The following is a 21,066-nucleotide window of genomic DNA, read 5'->3' on the forward strand; positions in this document are numbered from 1 at the left end:
AATGAGATCATAATAGCCGTTATTTGACATGTCGTCAAGACGAGACAATTTGGCAAATTATGACGAGTTTGAATCTGGGAGGGTGTGAATCTGTCGGTCGGAAATCACGCAAATATCGCATTAATTTGTAGAAAATTGACAGAATTGAATGATAAGTAAAATAACAGTTGTCCAAAGTCTTAGGATGATGTATAGTCTTTATAGATTATGAATTCAGTATTAGTTAAATATTTTCTAGATGATTGAAGTCTGAGATCATTCCGCAGTGTTTTGCTGACGGGGTAGCCGAAGGAGAAATGGGATCGTCCGCCAGATGATGTCAAAAACTCTCAGGCAAAAGGAAGGCTTCAGGATAGGTCTCTGAAAAGCCGCAAAAAGCGGCGCCGAAGGAGTAAAGCTCTCAGGCAAATCAACAGAGAACGCAACACGGGCAAACCCTGTCGTTGCGTTCTTTTTTATTGTCATTTTCTTCACAAAAAAATGCGGCAGGTTATTGTGTTAGTCTTACTTAAATTGGGTACAAATTAGTCAGTCCACGATTAATGGGAGGGATGTAACAATGTCAGAGCTCAAGAGAACCTCGCTGTATGAATCACATCTTAAAGCGGGCGGGAAGATCGTCGAATTTGCCGGCTGGGAGATGCCAATACAGTATGAAGGCCTCGTAGTGGAGCACGAAGCGGTCAGAAACAAAGTCGGTCTTTTTGATGTATCTCACATGGGCGAAGTTTCCGTCAAAGGAAAGGACGCTGAGAAGTTCGTCAACAACCTGGTCACCAATGATGTCTCGCTGCTCAACCCTAATCAGATCGCTTATGCCATGATGTGCAACGAAAATGGCGGTGTTGTGGATGATCTTCTGAACTACAAATATTCAGAAGACCATTATTTCCTCGTCATCAACGCTTCCAACGTCGACAAAGACTTTGCCTGGATGCAGAAGCAGGCTGCGGGTTTTGACGTAGAGCTTGTCAACTTGTCAGACGGCATGAGTGAAATTGCTGTTCAAGGTCCAAATGCTCAGGCGCTTCTTCAGCGTTTGACAGACACCAATCTCGACGAAATTGCATTTTTCTACTTTAAAGACGGCGTTAAAGTCTGTGGTCTTGACACTATTGTATCTCGTACCGGTTACACGGGCGAAGATGGTTTCGAAGTCTATCTGAGCCATGAAGCTGCTCCGGTTGTCTGGGAAGCGCTTCTCAAAGAAGGTCAGGATCTTGGCGTTAAGCCAGCTGGTCTCGGCTGCCGCGACACACTCCGCTTTGAAGCTGGACTTCCGCTCTATGGCAATGAATTTGACGACAACATCAGCCCGCTTGAGGCAGGCTTGGGGTTCTTTGTCAAGCTGGACTCGCCTTTCATTGGCAGTGATGTTCTCGTCAAGCAGAAGGCTGAAGGATTAGCGCGCAAAACTGTAGGGCTTGAAATGGTTGACAGAGGCGTTCCGCGCCACGGCTATGAAGTCGCTGTCAATGGCGAAGTCATTGGACATATCGCAACAGGCTATACTTCCCCAACCCTTGGAAGAACCATAGCAAATGCTTTGATCGACGCGAAGTACTCAGAGATGGGCACTGAAGTGGATGTCCTCATCCGCGGAAAAGCTGCTAAAGCAAAAGTTGTAAGCAAGCGTTTCTACACTAAACAATATAAAAAATAAAAAACATAATTAGACGGAGGGATTTTTGATGAATGTTGTAAAAGGACTGTACTATTCTGAAGATCACGAGTGGGTAAAAGTAGAAGGCGGCAAGGCTAAAGTTGGCGTTTCTGATCATGCGGCACACCAATTGGGCGACATTGTTTACCTCGAACTGCCAGAAGTAGGTGCAGAACTCAGCGCAGGTGATGTTTTCGGCGTCATCGAATCCGTTAAAGCGGCTTCTGATTCTTATTCCCCTGTTTCCGGCGTTGTTACTGCTGTCAACGAAGAGCTCGCTGACGGACCGGAAGCCATCAACTCTGATCCATATGAGAGCTGGATTTTCGAACTTGAACTCAGCGACGCGTCTGAGCTTGAAGGCTTGATGACAGCTGAGGCTTACGAAGCGTTTATCGCTGAATAATCGTTGATAACGTATTAAGCCGCGTTGTTTGAGCGAGTAAAAAGCGACACGAATTCTTCGGGATTCGTGTCCGCTTGTCTAACGCCAAAGACGCACGCTTCTTAGAGAAGCATCAGGCCTGTCACTAGAATTGTGAACTTAATTATAGGAGGTTGGACATGCATAAATTCATTGCCAACACGGAGCAGGATCGCCAGGACATGCTCAAGGTGATCGGTGCGCCGTCCATTGAATCGCTGTTTTTCGATATTCCGGAAAACCTGCGCTTCACTGGTGAACTGAACCTCGAACCAGGGTATTCTGAAATAGAAATGATGGATAAGCTTCAGCAGTTATCCTGCCTGAACAAATCGATTGATCAGCTCGTTTGCTTCCGTGGCGCGGGCGCATATGATCATTACATTCCTACAACGATCAAGCATTTAGCTGGCCGTTCGGAATTTTTTACAGCTTACACGCCATATCAGCCTGAGATCAGCCAAGGCACACTTCAGGTTATCTTTGAGTACCAGTCCATGCTGTGTGAACTCACAGGTATGGACGCTTCAAATGCTTCCATGTATGACGGCCCTACGGCAGCAGTCGAAGCGGCTATTATGGCAGCAACTATCAAGCGCAAAAAGAAAATCGTCGTTTCAAAGGGCTTGAATCCGGAAGCGAGAAGTGTCATGAAGACCTACTTCCACTTCAGAGACTTCGAAATGGTTGAAGTTGAGCTTGAGAATGGCAAAACCAACCCTGAGACACTTAGAGCAGCTATGTGTCCAAACTGCGCAGGCGTCATCATCCAGAGCCCTAACTTCCTGGGTGTGGTAGAAGATATGCACGCCCTTGGTGCAGTAGCAAAAGAAACAAAGTCAGTCTACATTGCCTATGTAGATCCAATTTCACTTGCAGTCCTTGAAACGCCGGGCAACTATGGCGCAGATATCGTTATTGGTGAGGGTCAAGGTCTCGGCAACGTTATCAACTTTGGCGGTCCTTACCTCGGTTTCCTCGCAACGCGCTCAGAGCACGTTCGAAAAATTCCGGGCAGAATCGTAGGCCAATCTGAAGACGTGGACGGCAAGCGTGCCTTCGTTTTGACGCTTCAAGCCCGCGAACAGCATATCCGCAGATTCAAAGCGACTTCCAACATCTGCTCCAACCAAGGACTCAACGTTCTCATGGGTTCCATTTACATGGCAACTATGGGCAAAGAGGGCTTGAAGGAAGTTGCAAAGCAGTGCTTTGACAAAGCGCAGTACGCTTATGACAAGCTGATCGCGACCGGCAAATTCAAGCCTGCTTTCGAAGGCAGAAGCTTCTTTAAAGAGTTTGCCTTAGTCAGTGATGTTCCTTTTGAGAAAATTGACCAATATCTGATCGATAATGGCTTCCTTGGCGGATTCTCTTTAGCTGAGGACTATGGTATTGAGGGCGGCCATCTCTTCTGCGTGACCGAAAAGCGGAGCAAGGCGGAAATCGATCGACTTTGCTCAATGCTGGAGGTGATGTAGATGATGAGAGTATATGAAAAACTGCTTTTCGAAATTTCCAAAGAAGGCCGTAAGGCATACTCGCTCCCGGCAACTGGTGTTCCATCTGTGGAACTGTCATCTGCAATCGCGCCTGAGCTCCTCAGAAAAGAAGACGCTCAGCTTCCTGAGCTGTGCGAAGTGGATGTCGTAAGACATTACACCGGTCTTTCCAACAAGAACTATGGCGTAGACACAGGTTTCTATCCGCTTGGCTCCTGTACTATGAAATATAATCCTAAGATCAATGAAGATGCAGCTTCTGTGCCTGGTATGTCAAGACTTCACCCATATCAGCCGGATTCTACGCTTCAGGGCACTCTGCGCATGATGCATGAGCTTTCTGACATGCTGGCTGAAATTGCAGGCATGGACAGCGTTACGCTTCAGCCTGCTGCCGGCGCTCACGGCGAGCTCCTTGGCCTGTTCCTGATCAAGGCTTATCATCAGCACAACAATGACTTTAAGAGAACCAAGATCATTGTTCCTGACTCCGCTCACGGCACAAACCCTGCGACTGCTGCAGTAGCGGGCTTTGATATCGTTGAGATCGAGTCCGAAGCAGATGGTTCTGTCAACGTGGAAGCTTTAAAAGCGGCTTTGAGTGACGAGGTTGCCGGCTTCATGCTGACTAACCCTAGCACCCTCGGCTTGTTTGAAAAGAGCATCAAGGAAATCGCGGAACTTGTTCATGAAGCCGGCGGGCTCCTCTACTATGACGGCGCCAATATGAATGCCATCATGGGTAAGACACGACCTGGCGACATGGGCTTTGACGTCATGCACTACAACCTGCATAAGACATTCTCCACGCCTCATGGCGGCGGTGGTCCAGGCGCGGGTCCTGTAGGCGTCAAGAAATTCCTCGAGCCATTCCTTCCAAAACCGGTTGTCAGCTTAAAAGACGGCAAGTATTTCATGGACTATGACCGTCCGCTTTCCATCGGCAAAATTAAAGGCTTCTACGGCAACTATGGCATCCTCCTTCGCGCCTATACTTATATCAAGACTATGGGTCGTGAAGGTATTAAGGAAGTCAGTGAAACAGCTGTCCTGAACGCCAACTATATGATGCACCGCCTGAAGAAGGACTTTGACCTTCCTATGGACCGACTTTGCAAGCATGAGTTTGTCCTTGCGGGCGTCAAGGAAAACGGTATGGTGGTCAGCACGCTGGACGTTGCCAAGCGTTTGCTTGACTATGGCTACCATCCGCCAACCATCTACTTCCCATTGATCGTTCACGAAGCGATCATGGTCGAGCCAACAGAGACAGAGAGCAAGGAAACTCTCGACGAGTTCTGCGACGCTATGATCAAGATTGCTCATGAAGCTATTGAGTCACCTGAACTTCTCAAGGATGCGCCGCATGGTACACCGGTCAGAAGAATCAATGAAGCGAAAGCAGCCCGTGACCTGATCCTCACTTACAAGGATTCTCTCAAGGGTTAACAAGCGCTTCGGAAAGCAACCTATAAGCAAAACAGAGACGGTGCTGTAAGACTGCTCTGTTTTGCTTTCTTTCTATCTTTAGTTAGAACAGGGTGTGCTAAAGTTCAGCGCTCTATTGGCTGACTTCGGGCGCACACGACGGGAGGTCATTCGGAAATGCGCTTATTGGAAGGTAAAAAAACTGCTGAAGCGGTTAAAAAGCAAATCCTCGAAAAAGTCGAGTTTCTTAAAAGCAAAGCCATTGAACCCAAATTGGACGTCATCATCATAGGTGAAGACGACGCAGCTATGGCCTATGTAGGCATGATCGCAAGATCTTCTCAAAAATATGGCGTCGCTTCCGAAGTGGTAGCACTTCCGGCGACGATTACCGAGTCCGAGCTTTTGGATAAGATTCGGGAGATCAACGCGGATAAGTCTGTTCACGGTCTGATAGTCCAAATGCCGCTGCCGAAAGGCATTGATGAAAAACGTGTCATAGAAACCATTGATCCGCTTAAAGACGTCGACGGCTTTCACCCTATGAACGTCGGCAATTTGTCTATTGGTGAGGATGGCTTTGTGCCGTGCACGCCATATGGCATCTATAAGATGACGGAAATTGAAGAACTCGACTTTACCGGCAAGAATGTCGTTGTTCTGGGACGCAGCAACATTGTCGGCAAGCCGGCAGCCATGCTGATGCTCAGAAAGAATGCAACGGTGACAATTTGCCACTCGAAGACGAAAAACCTGGCGGAAGTGACGTCCAAAGCGGATGTGCTGATCGCGGCCATAGGTGTGAAGAAGTTTGTGAAGCGCGATATGGTGGGCGAAGGCGCTATTGTCATTGACGTCGGAATTCACAGCGAAGATGGCAAGATCGTAGGGGACGTTGACTTTGAGGATGTTAAGGATAAAGTGTCCATGATCACGCCGGTTCCCGGCGGGGTAGGCACAACCACAATCGCGATGCTCATGCACAACGCGGTCAAAGCGGCCCATAAACAAAATGGACTTCAATTCTAAGCCCGAAGCGGTCTGTGCAAGACGGGTATAAAGATGAATCAAGGGGTGTGCGTGCCTAGCGGACAATTGTCGCTGCGATTTCGCGCACTCCTTTTTTTATTTAAAAATTAACTAAAAAAATTTTATAAAAATAAGCAAATGGGGTTGAAAACTTTATTTTATGCTGATATATTGATAGGAACATCTGAAAGCGATATACATATTTATAAATTAATATACAATATTATGATAGGAAAGGTGAGCAAAATGATAACGAAATTCAAGCGGGTCCTCGTTGCAAACCGTGGCGAAATAGCCATCCGGATCTTTAGAGCATGCAATGAACTCGGCATCCGGACAGTGGCGATTTACTCGAGCGAGGATAAAAATGCCTTGTTCAGACTCAAGGCAGATGAGTCCTATCTGATTGGAAAAAATAAAGGCCCTATTGAAGCCTACCTCGACATTGATGAAATTATAAAGCTGGCAGTGAAAAAAGGCGTCGACGCCATTCACCCTGGCTATGGTTTCCTCTCCGAAAATCCTGAGTTTGCTCTGAAATGTGCAGAAGCCGGCATTGCCTTTATTGGACCAACGCCGGAGATGATGCACCGCGTCGGCGATAAAATCAACTCCAAGCACGTTGCGGTAGCAGCCGGAGTCCCTGTCATTCCAGGAAGTGAGAAGCCAATCCGCACAGATGAAGAGGCCATTCATTTCGCAAATGAAGCGGGCTATCCTATTATGCTCAAAGCGGCAGCCGGCGGCGGCGGCAGAGGTATGCGGATAGTCAGGGAAGAGTCCAAGCTTATTGAAGAGCTGCATTCTGCACGGAATGAAGCCAGAAAGGCTTTTGGCGTTGAGGATGTCTTCATCGAGAAGTACCTGGAAGATCCAAAACACGTTGAAGTTCAGATTTTAGGAGATGCCTACGGCAATATCGTGCACCTCTTTGAACGCGACTGCTCCATCCAGCGTCGGCATCAAAAACTGATTGAGTATACGCCGGCGTTCTCCCTGCCGCAAGAGAAGCGCCTCGAAATCTGTCAGGACGCTATTAAGATCGCCGCTTCTGTCGCTTACAAAAATGCCGGGACCTGTGAGTTCCTGGTAGACCAGGAAGGCAAGCATTACTTCATTGAAATGAACCCAAGAATTCAGGTTGAGCATACGGTCACTGAGATGGTTACCGGTGTCGATATTGTCCAGGCACAGATCATGATTGCGGAAGGATACCCGCTTGGTTCAGTTGAAATCAATCTTCCTAACCAGGATGCCGTTCAGATTCGCGGCTATTCCATTCAGTGCCGGATCACGACAGAAGACCCAGCCCACAACTTTGCGCCTGACACAGGTAAAATGGACGTCTACAGAACCGGCGGCGGCTTTGGCGTCCGCCTTGACGGCGGCAGCGGCTTCACCGGCGCAATCATCAGCCCGTATTATGACAGTCTCCTCGTCAAGTCTACGACTTGGGGCAGAACTTTTGATGACGCGATTCGCAAGCAGATCCGTTCGATCCGGGAGATTACGATCCGCGGTGTGAAAACAAACGCTGCCTTCCTGATCAACGTGCTTAATCATGAGACCTTCAAGCGGGGTGCTTGTGACACCAACTTCATCCTCAAGAACAAAGAGCTCTTTGACATTCACGCTAAGAAGGATATAGAGCTCAGAGTCCTCAATTATATTGGCGAGAAAGTCGTCAATGAGACCAAGGGCTTCAAGCGAGAGTATGACGTTCCGTTGGTGCCGAAGTTCGAAAAGAGAGTCCTTTATGGCACAAAGCAAATTCTCAACGAGCGTGGGGCCGATGGTCTTGTGAACTGGATCCACGACCAGAAGAAGCTCCTTCTCACAGACACCACCATGCGGGATGCCCATCAATCACTTATGGCGACGCGTGTCCGGACTCGCGATATGACCCGTATTGCCAAGGCGACCTCACACCTTGCGGAAGATCTTTTCTCGCTCGAAATGTGGGGTGGCGCAACCTTTGACGTCGCCTACCGGTTCCTGAAAGAATCGCCATGGGAGCGCCTTGAGATACTGCGTGAGCGCATCCCGAACATCCTGTTCCAAATGCTTCTGCGCGGCGCTAACGGCGTTGGCTATAAAAACTATCCGGACAACGTGATTCGTGAGCTGATCCAAGTATCGGCAGCCAAAGGCATTGACGTCTTTAGAATCTTTGATTCCCTGAACTGGATCAAGGGCATGGAAGTCGCCATTGACGAAGTCATAAAAACCGGGAAAATCGCAGAGGCCACAATCTGCTACACCGGAGATATCCTCGACACATCCAGAGACAAGTATTCCCTCAAATATTACGTCGATATGGCCAAAGAGCTGGAGCGCATGGGCGCCCACATTCTTGCCATCAAGGACATGTCGGCGCTTCTCAAGCCGTACGCGTCCTTCAAGCTGGTCAAAGCTCTCAAGGATGAAATCTCCATCCCAATTCACGTACACACCCATGATACGACGGGCAACGGCGTCGCGTCCATGCTCATGGCAGCAGAGGCCGGCGCGGATATAGTCGATACCGCCTTTAACAGCATGTCAGGGGTCACCAGTCAGCCGGCGCTGAACTCCATTGTCGCGGCACTGGAAAACACTGAGCGGGACACAGGCATCAGTTTGAAATCCATCCAGCTGCTCAGCGATTATTGGGCTTCCGTCAGACCGGTTTATTCACAGTTTGAGTCGGATCTCAAAGCGGCCAGTACTGAGATTTACCGCTATGAAATTCCGGGCGGCCAGTATTCCAACCTGAAGCCTCAGGTGGAAAGCTTTGGTCTTGGCCACCGCTTCACTGAAGTCAAGGAAATGTTCCGAACAGTCAATGATATGTTTGGAGACATTGTCAAGGTTACCCCTTCTTCTAAAGCGGTTGGGGACATGGCGATCTTCATGATTCAGAATGAGCTTACGGAAGTAAACATCTACGACAAAGCTAAAGATATGGCATTTCCGGATTCAGTTGTCGCGTACTTCCAGGGCATGATGGGACAGCCACAGGGCGGGTTCCCTGAAAAGCTTCAAAAGCTGGTGTTAAAAGACATTGAGCCTATCACCTGCAGACCGGGAGAATTGCTTGAGCCGGAAGATCTAGACGGCATCAAGGCTATGCTTGAGACTAAGTACAAGCGTGAATTCTCCGAGGCGGAAATCATCAGCTACGCGCTGTATCCAAAAGTCTTTGAAGACTATCTTGATTGGGTCGCTAAAAACGGCGATTTCAGCAGGATGGGCAGCGATGTCTTCTTCCACGGTCTCGCTGAGGGTGAAACCTGTGAGGTTGAGCTCGAAGTCGGCAAGACTATGGTCATCAAGCTCATTGAAATTGGAAAGCTGGATGAAAAAGGAAATAGAACAATAGATTTCGAGATCAATGGTAATCGAAGAGAGATCGAAATTAAGGACAAGACGAGTAAAATGACTGTGACAGAGTCATATTCCGCAATGGCGGATCCCTCCAATCCCTTCGAAATAGGGTCCTCTATCCCCGGAACCGTCACCAAGCTTCTAGTGAAGGAAGGGGAAACGGTCAAGGTTGGTCAAACCGTCGCGGTCGTCGAGGCTATGAAGATGGAGACTTCGGTGACGTCGCCCGTAGATGGCAAGGTCGCGAAAATCAATGTCAGTCTGGCGCAAAGCGTTAAATCAGGCGAGCTTTTAATTGAACTTGTCGGACATTAGAACTTAGAGAGCGGGGAATTGGTGTGACAGCCAATTCCCCGTTTTTTCATGCGGCCAGTCGCGGCTGTTCCGGTTAGCTGGCAAGAAGGCGTTAGGTCAGGGAAAATGAGGCCAGTCGCGATGACGGCCAACATTATCATAACTGCAAGGGATAATTAAGGAGGGGTGGTTAAGTCAAAGGCGTCAAAGGATCTGACATAGGATGAGATTCCTTATATTGACAAAATATGTAAGTTCGAGTACCCTTATAGTAGTCAATCTTGGTAGTCAATCCTGGTAGTCATTCTTTAATCTGTATTGAAGTCTCATCTTTTGAAATGGAGTGGTATCTCTGTCTGTAAACGAAGTCAACCCATACTGCTTTAAAGACTTGTCTGCCATGGTCCGGGAAGCCCAAGTCAGCGGCTGCGAGGCGGAACTCATGGAAGGTGTTGTCAGCAAGCGGCTGGATGCCGTTCTCTACTCAAAAGAAACTCAGGAACATATAGCCCGAGTGTCAGCTTGTTCCGCAGAAATTGCAGGCGCTATGGGACTTACGGACGGAGAAGTTCAATTGATAAAAAAAGCCGCCGTCTATCACGATGTCGGAAAGCATGAAGTGCCGGATGCACTGCTGAATAAACCGGGGCCCCTGACGCCGGATGAGAGAAAAATTATGGAGACCCATGCGGCAAGAGGCTGGTCCTATCTTATGGTATCCATTTCTCCAATTTACCTGGCCGGTGCTGAGATTGCCAAACAGCATCATGAGCGCTGGAATGGCTCAGGTTATCCGGAAGGTCTGAAAGGGCCCCAAATCCATTTATACGGTCGAATCGTCGCAGTGGCAGATGTCTACGACGCGCTGATCTCTGACCGCGTCTACAAAAAACCTTGGCCCCTGGACCAGGTCCTTCACCACTTCGCTGAAATGAGTGGTATCTTATACGATCCTGAAGTGATTCAGGCTTTTCTTCGTTTGCACGGCAGGGTTTGAGGCGGTTCGTAAAATCAGGTGAATTCAAAGGTCGAACCCGTGATATAATAGACTAAAATCTGCTTAAAGGTGGCGGACGATTATGAAACTATTAATGACTTATGACTACGGTCCGCAGGCTATGGCTGAGATTCGAGCCTTGGGACATGAGGTTTTGTACATCAGCGAGTCCGGGCTTGAAACATCAAAACAGGATCTCAGCGACATTGAGGTGCTGGTATGTTATAACCCTTTTAAAGATTTGGACCTGGAGGCCATGCCTGCGCTGCGGTACATCTTGTTGTCCTCTATTGGGATTGATCAGCTTCCGGCTGAGCGCGTGATGGCGCGAAATCTGGTGGTGACAAACAATCGCGGCGGCTATTCAAAGCCAATGGGTGAATGGATTGTCTGGAATCTGCTGAGCGCTTTTAAAAACAGCGCCTGGTTTTACGATCAACAGAGAAAGAAAGAGTGGAAAATTACGACCGACGTCTTGGAGCTGGTCGGAAAGACCATCGGCTTCCTCGGCACCGGTACTATTGCTCAGGAGGCAGCCAAACGCCTCAGCGGCTTTGAGGTGCGTCGGATTGGCCTGAACACACATGGAAAGCCTCATGAGGCATTTGATAAGGTTTACAGTGCTGACGACAAACTTGAGTTTGCAGGGTGCTGTGATGCAGTGGTGATCGCCCTGCCCCAGACTGCGCAAACAGAACACTTCGTGGATCAGGCTTTTCTGGACCACATGAAACCGGATGCGGTTCTCATCAATATTTCCAGAGGTGCGGTGCTGGATGAGGCCGCTCTTGTGATGGCTCTGGGGAAGGAACGCTTCAGAAGCGTTCATCTGGATGTATTTGATCAGGAGCCGCTGCCAAAAGACCACCCACTGTGGGAAATTGACCGTGTGCACATCACACCTCACAATTCATGGATTTCGGAGCAGCGCAACAACAGACGCTTTGAATTGATCCTGGAAAATCTAAAACGTTTGGCCGATGGCGAGCAGTTGCTCAACGTCGTGGACGTCAGACGTGGTTATTGAGAGAGGATGGGACGCAATGAAACTGGTACTGGATTGTCATGTCCATACTTATGCAAGCGGGCATGCTTATTCTACGGTAAAAGAGTATATGGATGCGGCTGTTGAAAAAGGGCTGGCGCTGATTGGATTTTCAGATCACGGGCCTGCCATGCCCGGTGGACCGCATCCTTTTCATCATGGGAACCAACAAGTCATCCCAAGACACTATAAAGGGGTGACGCTTCTTAGGGGTGCAGAGCTAAATATTATTGATTTTGAAGGCCGGATTGACCTTGAGGAAAGAATTCTCAAGCGACTCGACTATTGTATAGCGGGATTTCACGACGTCTGTCTTGAGCCGGGCAATCAGGCCCAGAATACAGAGACCCTTATCAAGGTCATGCAGAATCCTTATGTGGACATTCTCGCCCACACGGGCAATCCACGCTGGCCCATTGACCGGCAAGCTGTTATTGAAGCGGCTGCAGCAGCCGGTAAGATCATTGAAATTAACAACTCCTCCTTTACCAACCTGGGGAGAAAGGGAAGTAAGGACAATTGCTATCAAATAGCAGAGCTGGCTTGTCGCCACAATGTCAGAATGATCGCCTCCAGCGACTGCCATATTGCTTTTGATTTAGGAAAGTTTGACTATGCGGCCAAGCTCTTTAAAGAGGTTGGCGTGCCTGAAACGCTCATCATGAACACCGAGGCCTCGAAATGGCTGGGATACCTGTCAGAAAAGGGCAAGGTAAAGGATTTGACAGAGCGGTCTGTGTAACGTTGGCAACCTATTTGGGGGGGAGACAGTGAAATCAAGCATCGAAATTATGACCAAGGCTAAGCCTGAACTTCGCAGTATGACGCTGCAGGAAACGATTCAATTGACTGAAGCCCTTGGAGAAAAGAAATTCAGGGGGAGACAGGTATACGCCTGGGTTCACAGAGGCGTAAAAAACTTCGACGAAATGACGGATTTGTCCCAGAGCTTCAGACAAAAGCTCGCTCAGCACACTGTTCTGGACAATATGAAATGTGTGGATGCGTTGACATCAAGCAATGATCAGACGACAAAATATCTTTTCAAGCTGAATGATGGCAATGTCATAGAGTCTGTGCGCATGGTATATCGACATGGGGTTTCGGCTTGCTTGTCCACGCAGGTGGGCTGCCGTATGGGCTGTACCTTCTGTGCCTCAACAATTGACGGTATGGTTAGAAATTTGTCCGCCGGAGAGATTTTGGGCCAACTGCTTGAAATTCAAAACCTGGGCGGCGCCAGGGTGTCCAGCGTCGTTTTAATGGGAAGCGGTGAGCCGCTGGACAATTTTGACGAAGTGACCAAGTTCATTGAGCTGGCGAGTTCAGAAGAGGGATTAAAGTTGGGACAGCGTCACATGACACTGTCTACCTGCGGGATTGTTCCCGGCATCAGGGCACTGGCAAAGAAACGCTATCAAATCACATTGGCAGTGTCGCTGCACAGCGCAGAGGACGCCAAAAGATCAGAGCTGATGCCGGTGAACAGAAAATATCCGGTCAGCGAAGTCTTTAAGGCTTGTGATGAGTATGCCAATGAAACCGGCCGGAGAGTCACTTATGAATACGCGTTGATCAAGGGTGAAAACGATCGCGAAGAAGAGGCTTTAAAGCTGGCGAAAGCACTCAAAGGAAAGCTTTGTCATGTCAATCTGATCCCGGTTAATCCGGTGGCGGAACGTGGCTATAAAGCCTCAAGCGACTTATCCGTCAAGCGATTCTCAGAGCTGCTTAAGCGCTCGGGCATAGAGACGACAGTACGGAGAGAGCTTGGCAGCGACATTAATGCCGCCTGTGGGCAGCTTAGAAAATCTTATCTGGACGAACCGGAAGCGTAGTGTCCATTCAACTTTTATCGCTGAATAAACGAATGAAATTGTCTGAAAATTTTTTTTCGTTCATGAAGGACATACTCTGAGGGAAATCGAATATTATGGGTATACTATCGTTAAACCATCCACCCAAATTAAGAGGAGGAGATTGACATGTTTTCATTAATCGTAGGGAACCGTGGCAGTGGAAAAACAAAGATGTTAATTGATATGGCCAACGAGAGAGCAAAAACTTCCAACGGCACCAGTATATTTATTGATGCCGACAAGAGCCACATGTATGATCTGCCCCACAATGTCCGGTACATCAGCACTATGGATTTGCCTTTACAATCTGCCCAAGAATTTTTCGGATTCATTTGTGGTTTGATGGCAAGTGATTATGATCTGGAGAATCTGTACATTGATGGTCTGAAGAAGACTATGAAGGGCAGCATGGATGAAATCGCAGAGAACATTAAACGCGTGGAAGCTTATGCAGAGGTCAGCAATGTTAAAGTTGTGGCAACGGTGACCTGTGAAATGGAAGAAATTCCTGAAGAACTTAAGAAGTACATTAAGGAATAATTTTAAATTGAATGTTACCGCCTTTGGTTCAACGTCAGACCATTAAGTTGAACTGTCAAAAACGGTTAAAACGCCCCTGAAGACGCTTTGTGCGGTCTTTCAGGGGCGTTTTTTTCTGATTGTGGAAGCGGGTGACTGATGGAAGCGGGTGTCTGAGAGACCTGCTTCCACCCGTTTTTGTAAGACGCTAAATAAAGGCTTTGCCGAGAAATTTGCGGATTAAATCAGGATCGCTGAAATCATCCAGTTCAATTTCGCGGCCATCCTCTTCAAAATGGACAATGACCTTGGTATTGCCTTCTTTAAATTTTTTTGCGACGGTTTCTTCGCTGATTTCTCTGACCTTGTTGTCATGGTGTCTGATCTTGACGAATTCTTTTACGAAATGGCTTCCGGTGAGCCCGATCACTTTTGTATAGGTTTGCATAGAGTCCCTCCTGATTAGTTGAAAATTGTAGACTTTCGTACTTAAATCTATTATATGACAAAACTGAGGTGATTGGAAAAAATTCAGAAAAGTAAAACAGATTAAATAATAATTAAAAGGTAAGAATCAAGGTCAAAGTTTGGTATAATAAGTATGATAATGTGTACAAAGCAGTGACCATCGGCATATTTATTTTAACAACTGCCTTTAAAGTCGATTGGGAATGGACCAACAATAGATCACATAGAGCACCAGACGACATTTGGAAGGGGTTAGACATGGTAAACAGAAGGAAGATCATGGTCTGCGTCACCCAGCAGAAATCATGCGAGCGTCTCATCAAGCGAGGGGCGGAACTCTGTAAGCCGCAGGATGAATTGCTGGTCGTTCATGTTGTTAAAGAAAACTGGCGCTATTTCGGGAAGTTAAAAGAAGCTGACGCGCTTGAATATCTTTTTGACATATCAAAGGCGTATGATGCGACCCTGTCGGTCATCAAAGAAATGGATATAGAAGGCGCTCTTACTAAGTTCGCTTATGAAGAGCAGGTGGATACCATTGTGATGGGCGAATCCCTCGAGACCACCAAGCAGCAGAATATGATCAACAGACTGGAAAATAAATTGAACAGAGATGTCATCATAGAAATTGTACCGTTGGAATTTGCCGCAGAACAGGGTGTCGCTCTGACGGCGTCAATATAAGTCGTTTCAAGTCATAAGCCCTTTTTGGAGGGCTTTTTTTATTTGCAGTTTTTCGCTCCAAAAGTCGACCATTTGGGAATTAAAAACAGGCGTGATGTTTTGTCTATCCAAATTGTGGTATGAATAGGATGCCGGTAATTTAGTCTGTCTGATCAAAAGGAGGGAACTGAATGAAACGCAATCTGAGTATGCTGCTGATCTTGATTCTCGTATTATCACTGACGGGATTTAATTTTGCAGCGGAGAGTGAATCTGTCGAAATTACAATCTTCCACACCAATGACGCCCATGCCAGGGTGGAGTCCAGCGCAACTATTGTTGGATATGCTAAAATTGCCACACTGGTAAATAAGGCGAAAGCCGAAAATCCAAATGTAATGCTTTTGGATGCGGGTGACGCGACCCATGGGCAGACCATTGCTACCCTTGTAAAAGGCAAAAGCATTGTAGATATTTACAATGCTGTTGGCTATGATGCCATGACGCTGGGCAACCACGATTTCAACTACGGTAAAGCACGGGTGCTCGAGCTTGAAGACATGGCGGAATATCCGTTCCTTGCAGCAAACGTGATCAATGAAGACGGTACGCCTTTTGTGGAACGTTATATCATCAAAGAAATGGAAGGTGTCAAAGTAGGTGTGTTCGGTCTTGCAACCCCTGAAACTTATTACAAGTCCCATCCGGATAATACCAAGGGACTGAAGATCGAAAATCCAATTGAAGTCGCCAAAGCAATGGTCGCAGAACTCGAGGACAAAACTGATATTATTATAGTCTTGTCACACCTTGGACTAGAGCCTGCATCAGAATTCACAGACCGTATGATCGCCTATCAGGTACCGGGTGTGGATCTCATTATTGGCGGACACAGCCACACGCGCTTTTCAACCGGCATTATCAACAATGGCGTCAACATCGTTCAAACCGGCGGGTACAATGAAAGTTTGGGAAGAATTGATATTACCTGGAGCGGCGGTGAAATTGCTTCTGTTAAGCCATATTTGATTCCTGCGGCGTCAGTCGCTGACCTGGGCGAAGACGAAACCGTAAAAAATCTGATCACGACGCTCAAAGGTGAGCAGGATGTCGTGACTTCGGTCGTCGTCGGGAACACCCCTGTAGAACTCGTTGGTACTCGTGAATTGGTCAGAACGGGTGAAACCAATCTTGGGAATCTGATTACTCAGGCCATGATTCACGCCACGGGCGCAGAGGTTGCCATAACTAACGGCGGCGGCATTCGGGCGTCAATTGATGTCGGAGATATTACCGTGGGTGAAATTTCTACAGTCTTGCCGTTTGGCAACTACATTGTGACAAAATCAATTTCCGGGGAAGATCTTCTGAAAGCCATCGAGCATGGATTAACGGATTATCCTAATCAGATGGGTGCTTTCCCGCACATCGCAGGGATCAGAGTACAGTTTGATCCAACGAAAGAAGTGGGCAAGAGAGTCGTAACCGCAACTGTGGACGGCAAAGCGGTGGAGCCTGCACACATGTATATGACAGCGACAAACGACTTCATGGCAGCCGGCGGTGATGCGTATCTGATGTTTAAAAATTACCCAGAGGCAGGTCTGTTTGTAGCTCTGGACGAAGCACTTGTGAAATATATTAAGGAAGTCGGCGTCGGAAGTGCCTCAGTTGACGGCAGAATTAAAGTCTATGACGGTCCGGCAATTGTGACACCAGCACCTGCGCCCGCACCTGTGACACCTGAACCTGGAACACCAGGAACAGAAGGTCACTATACTGTCGTTTCAGGAGATTCTTTGTATCGTATTGCGCTAAAATACAACACAACGTGGCAAAAATTAGCTGAGTACAATAAACTCAGCAATCCTAATGTGATCCTGCCAGGTCAGATCATTCACATTCCGGCTATGTAGCAATTTGTTATAAGCGGTTTTTAATGAGTCAAGTCGTAAATGAGAGCCAGATGATACCTGTCTGGCTCTCATTTTTTTCTTGAAGTGTGAGGCAATTGTGTGATGGCCGTTTATTCGGGGTATCAACTTATTGAAACCTTGAAAGGGGATGCCCTTATGAAAAAAGAATGGAACAAAATTTTGCCGCCAATTTTAGGTGGGGTGTTGCTGCTATTTGTTTTCGGAGATCAGATTTTGGCTTTTGCAGCAGATTATCAATGGTTTAAAATGTTGGGTTATACTGAAACCTTCTTTGTTGAAATCAAGACAAAATTGATGATATGGGTACCGCTTTCACTGATCCTCTCAGTGGCACTCAGTCTGTACTTCATCAAATTATTTGACAAGTATATAAAATTAGGGCAAATCTTTATTTCCAAACCGGAGCTGGCTAAATTCAAAAAAATCCTGGTCGTGATTTCGGTTGGATTGGGCATATTTTTGTCGTGGGTATCGACCGGTGAGCTTTGGTTGAAAATATTATTCTTCTTAAACAGAAATTCATTTGGTGTTGAAGACCCAATATTTGGTAACGACGCATCTTTCTACATCTTCTCAAAGCCTATGATTGAGAATCTGATGAGCCTCGGCATTTTCACAACCCTTGTGATCATTGTGGCGACACTTGTCTTTTATTCTCTTGTATTTAAGCAATATCCGCCTTCAGAAGGTACGGTTTATTATTTGGACAGAACTGCTGGCATTCCAAATGTAATTAGTTTTTTCAAACGGGACATTTTGAGAAATGCTGTGAAGCGACTCGCTACTTTAGGCGCGCTCTTTTTCGTATTATTGGGAAGTTTCTTCCTGCTGATGACCTATGATCTCGTCTATTCTCCACGGGGAGCGGCTTTCGGGGCAAGTTACACGGATGTCGCGGTTACACTGAAAGGGTATATTGCGCTGGCCATTGTTTCTTTTATCTCAGCTGTACTTTTTTTTGTAGGCATGGTGAAGGAGAAAAAGCGTTTAATCGCAGCGGGTCCGGTCGCAATCGTGTTTATTGGCATTATCACTTCGGTGATCGCCTTTGGGGTTCAAAGATTAATTGTAGAGCCGGATGAAATTTCAAAAGAGCAGCCCTATATTGAATACAACATTGCTTTTACCCAAAAAAGCTTTAATCTCGACCAGGTTGAGTCGAGGGAATTTCCTGTCAATCAGGAGCTGACCGCAAAAGATCTTGAAGAAAATGAAGCAACCATCCGAAACATTCGCATCAATGACGAAACGCCATTGCTTCAGACGTTTAACCAATTGCAGAGTTTGAGGCTCTATTATCAGTTCAGCAATATAAGCATGGATAGGTATGTCATTGATGGCCAATACAGACAAGTCTTTCTGGCTCCGAGGGAACTGAACACTGATAAACTGACAGAGAAAGCAAAGACTTGGATTAATCTGCACTTGAAATATACTCACGGTTATGGCGTGGTCGTGGCGCCGGTCAACGAAGTCACCCCTGAAGGCCAGCCAAAGCTCATGGTTAGAAATATTCCGCCGACCACAGAGACGGATTTGAAGCTGACTAGGCCGGAGATTTATTTTGGTCTTCTGACAGATCAATATATTATCACAGGGACGAATGAGGATGAGTTCGACTATCCGAGCGGCTCCGACAACACAGAAACCCGTTATGAAGGCATTGACGGCATCAGTCTGAGTGGCGCGAACAGATTCCTCTATGCAATCACTCAGCGCAGTATGAGATTGCTTTTTTCTGATAATATTACTGCGGACAGCCGAATCCATTATACTAGAGACGTCATTGACCGCGCTGCTAAAATTGCGCCATTCTTAATTTACGAGCATGACCCCTATATGGTCATGAACCAGGAGGATGGCAAACTGTATTGGATTGTGGACGCCTATACAGCGACTGCGGATTATCCATATTCTCAGCGATACGGGTTTAAAGGCTATATTGTCAATTATGTTCGAAACTCGGTCAAAATTGTCGTAGACGCTTATAATGGCACAATTGATTATTACGTCTTTGATGAAAGCGACCCTATGATCCAGACCTATAAAAATATTTACAAGGATTTGTTTAAACCTGCGTCTGAGCTTCCCGCAGGCTTGCAGCAGCATATAAAGTATCCGCGGGACTTATTTGACCTGCAGGCAGAGGTATATAGACTTTATCACATCAATAACCCGGTTGTTTTTTATAATGGTGAGGATGCCTGGGATATCGCTAATGAAAAATATCTGGACCAGATTGAGAAAGCGAAGTCAAACTACGTCATGTTTAAGTTGCCTGAGGAAGACACCGAAGAGTTCGCTTTGATTTTACCGTTCACGCCGCGTGAAAAGGCAAACATGACCAGTCTGCTCGTCGCGAGAAATGATGGCGAAAACTATGGCAAACTTTTTGTATATCGTTTTCCAAAGGACAAGACCATTGATGGCCCTATGATGATCGAGTCCAGAATTGATCAGGATTCTACCATTTCACCTCAGTTCACCTTATGGGGTCAGGAAGGCTCAAATGTTCTCAGGGGTAATGTCATTGTGGTTCCGGTCAATAATTCACTGCTCTATATTGAACCGATCTTTATTCAGGCAGACAATGTCAACAGTCTGCCTGAAACGAAACGGGTTATAGTTGGCTATCGCGACAAGGTCGTGATGGAGCAAACTCTGGACCTTGCTTTGGAGCGAATTTTCGGTGCTGTGTCAGAAACAGATCCGCAGCTGCCGTCTGAAGGTGGTTTCCCACAGCTGGAGGGTGAAGAATTAGATGCTGTTTTGAACCAAGTCAGATCTGTCTATGACGAGTTAACGCGTTCGCTGAGTGAAATTCAAAAAATTATTCAGCAGTTGGAAACACAAATGGAAAGTCAGAAAGAGACCACTCCCGAAGGTGATGCGGCAGAACCGGCAGTGACGCCTTAGTAGAACCGGTACAGTGATTTTGAAATTCCTGTGTAAAAGTATGTTCACCCTGTTGGCTCATTTCAGGCTTATAATCCATTTTAATATTGCACAGTTATTTTGGAATGTACTACTAGTGACTGAAAAATAAATGCCAGGCCAGGGAGGGGAATTAAATCTGCCTCCCTGGTTAATGTGAAAAAATAGCAGTTATAATTTCGTGTTTGTTCGCGCTTTGATGGTGTATAATAATAGAGGTGTCATTTCAAAGGGGGGACGTCTCGTGTTCGGTCATCTGTTGATCTTTGATATTGACGGGACGCTGATGTCATGTGGCGGAAGCGGCAGGAAGTCAATGAATGACGCTTTTTTGGAAGTGTTTAGTATTAAAAACGGATTTGAAAAAGTCAATATGGCTGGGTGTCTGGATAGAGCGATTCTTAGGACCTCTCTTGAGATTCATCAGGTAAAGCTGGAAGATGAAGCCTCCTTTTTCAGTTTATATGGGTATCATTTGAAGAAAAATCTTCAGAACAATCCTGGTGTTATGGCTTACGCAGGCGTTGAAACGCTGCTTGAGGCACTTGCGGTTAGGCCGGACGTTCTGTGTACAGTGGGTACAGGCAATTGTGAAATAGGCGCATATGAGAAACTCAAAGCAGTTCAGCTTCACGATCGATTTATTCTTGGTGGGTATGGCGACCATCACGATACCAGAGCACAACTGATTCAGCATGTCATTGATCAGGCGGAGTTTCGTTATGGTCATCAGCATCAGGGCTACAATACGGTTGTCATAGGGGACACGCCTTTAGATATAGAAAGCGGAAAAGCTGTTGGTGCAATGACGGTAGCAGTGGCAACCGGAAATTTTTCTAAAGAGCAGTTAGCTTTACATGCGCCAGATCTTTTGCTTAATGATTTGACGGATACAGACGAATTTCTTTTCCGGACAGGTCTAAGCGTCTAATAGTGCA

16 protein-coding genes and 1 riboswitch are annotated in these 21,066 nt (G+C 46.8%); of the genes, 15 read left to right on the plus strand and 1 reads right to left on the minus strand.

Annotation, left to right across the window (positions count from 1 at the left end; translation table 11 throughout):
• Positions 1-238: 238 nt before the first annotated feature.
• Positions 239-355, plus strand: a riboswitch (glycine riboswitch).
• Between the two features lie 204 nt (positions 356-559).
• The 11 genes from gcvT to OEL90_RS02195 all read left to right on the plus strand — a co-directional run bounded on the left by gcvT (position 560) and on the right by OEL90_RS02195 (position 14,147).
• Positions 560-1,663: a glycine cleavage system aminomethyltransferase GcvT gene (gene gcvT / locus OEL90_RS02145; protein WP_291404655.1), complete on the plus strand. Its 1,104-nt coding sequence runs from the start codon at positions 560-562 to the stop codon at positions 1,661-1,663.
• Between the two features lie 28 nt (positions 1,664-1,691).
• Positions 1,692-2,069: a glycine cleavage system protein GcvH gene (gcvH, locus tag OEL90_RS02150; RefSeq protein ID WP_291404656.1), complete on the plus strand. Its 378-nt coding sequence runs from the start codon at positions 1,692-1,694 to the stop codon at positions 2,067-2,069.
• A gap of 158 nt (positions 2,070-2,227) precedes the next feature.
• Positions 2,228-3,568 carry an aminomethyl-transferring glycine dehydrogenase subunit GcvPA gene (gene gcvPA / locus OEL90_RS02155; RefSeq protein ID WP_291404657.1) on the plus strand — a complete coding sequence of 447 codons (1,341 nt, stop codon included), beginning with the start codon at positions 2,228-2,230 and terminating at the stop codon, positions 3,566-3,568.
• Positions 3,569-3,571: 3 nt separating this feature from the next.
• Complete coding sequence (gene gcvPB, locus OEL90_RS02160; protein ID WP_291404667.1) at positions 3,572-5,038, plus strand: aminomethyl-transferring glycine dehydrogenase subunit GcvPB; 1,467 nt, start codon at positions 3,572-3,574, stop codon at positions 5,036-5,038.
• A gap of 156 nt (positions 5,039-5,194) precedes the next feature.
• Positions 5,195-6,046, plus strand: coding sequence for a bifunctional 5,10-methylenetetrahydrofolate dehydrogenase/5,10-methenyltetrahydrofolate cyclohydrolase (locus tag OEL90_RS02165; RefSeq protein WP_291404658.1), 852 nt, complete (start codon positions 5,195-5,197; stop codon positions 6,044-6,046).
• A 246-nt stretch (positions 6,047-6,292) separates the two neighbouring features.
• On the plus strand, positions 6,293-9,727 hold the full coding sequence (locus OEL90_RS02170; RefSeq protein WP_300686971.1) for a pyruvate carboxylase: 3,435 nt from the start codon (positions 6,293-6,295) through the stop codon (positions 9,725-9,727).
• Between the two features lie 379 nt (positions 9,728-10,106).
• A complete protein-coding gene (locus tag OEL90_RS02175) occupies positions 10,107-10,703 on the plus strand; it encodes an HD-GYP domain-containing protein (RefSeq protein WP_291404660.1) in 597 nt (198 codons plus the stop codon).
• Positions 10,704-10,785: 82 nt separating this feature from the next.
• Complete coding sequence (locus OEL90_RS02180; protein WP_300686974.1) at positions 10,786-11,730, plus strand: phosphoglycerate dehydrogenase; 945 nt, start codon at positions 10,786-10,788, stop codon at positions 11,728-11,730.
• A gap of 16 nt (positions 11,731-11,746) precedes the next feature.
• Entirely contained in the window at positions 11,747-12,490 is a 744-nt protein-coding gene (locus OEL90_RS02185) for a PHP domain-containing protein (protein ID WP_291404662.1), read from the plus strand.
• 28 nt (positions 12,491-12,518) lie between these two features.
• Positions 12,519-13,586, plus strand: a complete 1,068-nt coding sequence (rlmN, locus tag OEL90_RS02190; protein ID WP_330583777.1) for a 23S rRNA (adenine(2503)-C(2))-methyltransferase RlmN — start codon at positions 12,519-12,521, stop codon at positions 13,584-13,586.
• 147 nt (positions 13,587-13,733) lie between these two features.
• A complete protein-coding gene (locus OEL90_RS02195; RefSeq protein WP_291404663.1) occupies positions 13,734-14,147 on the plus strand; it encodes an ATP-binding protein in 414 nt (137 codons plus the stop codon).
• Between the two features lie 187 nt (positions 14,148-14,334).
• On the opposite strand, the gene OEL90_RS02200 is transcribed toward OEL90_RS02195, so the two are convergent.
• Positions 14,335-14,574 carry a hypothetical protein gene (locus OEL90_RS02200; protein WP_291404664.1) on the minus strand — a complete coding sequence of 80 codons (240 nt, stop codon included), beginning with the start codon at positions 14,572-14,574 and terminating at the stop codon, positions 14,335-14,337.
• A 278-nt stretch (positions 14,575-14,852) separates the two neighbouring features.
• Here OEL90_RS02200 and OEL90_RS02205 point away from each other — a divergent pair, with 278 nt between their 5' ends.
• From OEL90_RS02205 to OEL90_RS02220, 4 genes are all read left to right on the plus strand, one after another.
• Positions 14,853-15,278 carry a universal stress protein gene (locus OEL90_RS02205; protein WP_291404665.1) on the plus strand — a complete coding sequence of 142 codons (426 nt, stop codon included), beginning with the start codon at positions 14,853-14,855 and terminating at the stop codon, positions 15,276-15,278.
• Positions 15,279-15,448: 170 nt separating this feature from the next.
• Positions 15,449-17,173, plus strand: coding sequence for a 5'-nucleotidase C-terminal domain-containing protein (locus OEL90_RS02210; RefSeq protein WP_291404666.1), 1,725 nt, complete (start codon positions 15,449-15,451; stop codon positions 17,171-17,173).
• Between the two features lie 156 nt (positions 17,174-17,329).
• Positions 17,330-20,110, plus strand: coding sequence for a UPF0182 family protein (locus OEL90_RS02215; protein WP_300686980.1), 2,781 nt, complete (start codon positions 17,330-17,332; stop codon positions 20,108-20,110).
• Between the two features lie 262 nt (positions 20,111-20,372).
• Entirely contained in the window at positions 20,373-21,059 is a 687-nt protein-coding gene (locus OEL90_RS02220; protein WP_291404633.1) for an HAD family hydrolase, read from the plus strand.
• Positions 21,060-21,066 lie beyond the last annotated feature (7 nt).

It is taken from the genome of Acidaminobacter sp. (genome assembly GCF_030247605.1).
Classification (GTDB): Bacteria; Bacillota; Clostridia; order Peptostreptococcales; family Acidaminobacteraceae; genus Acidaminobacter.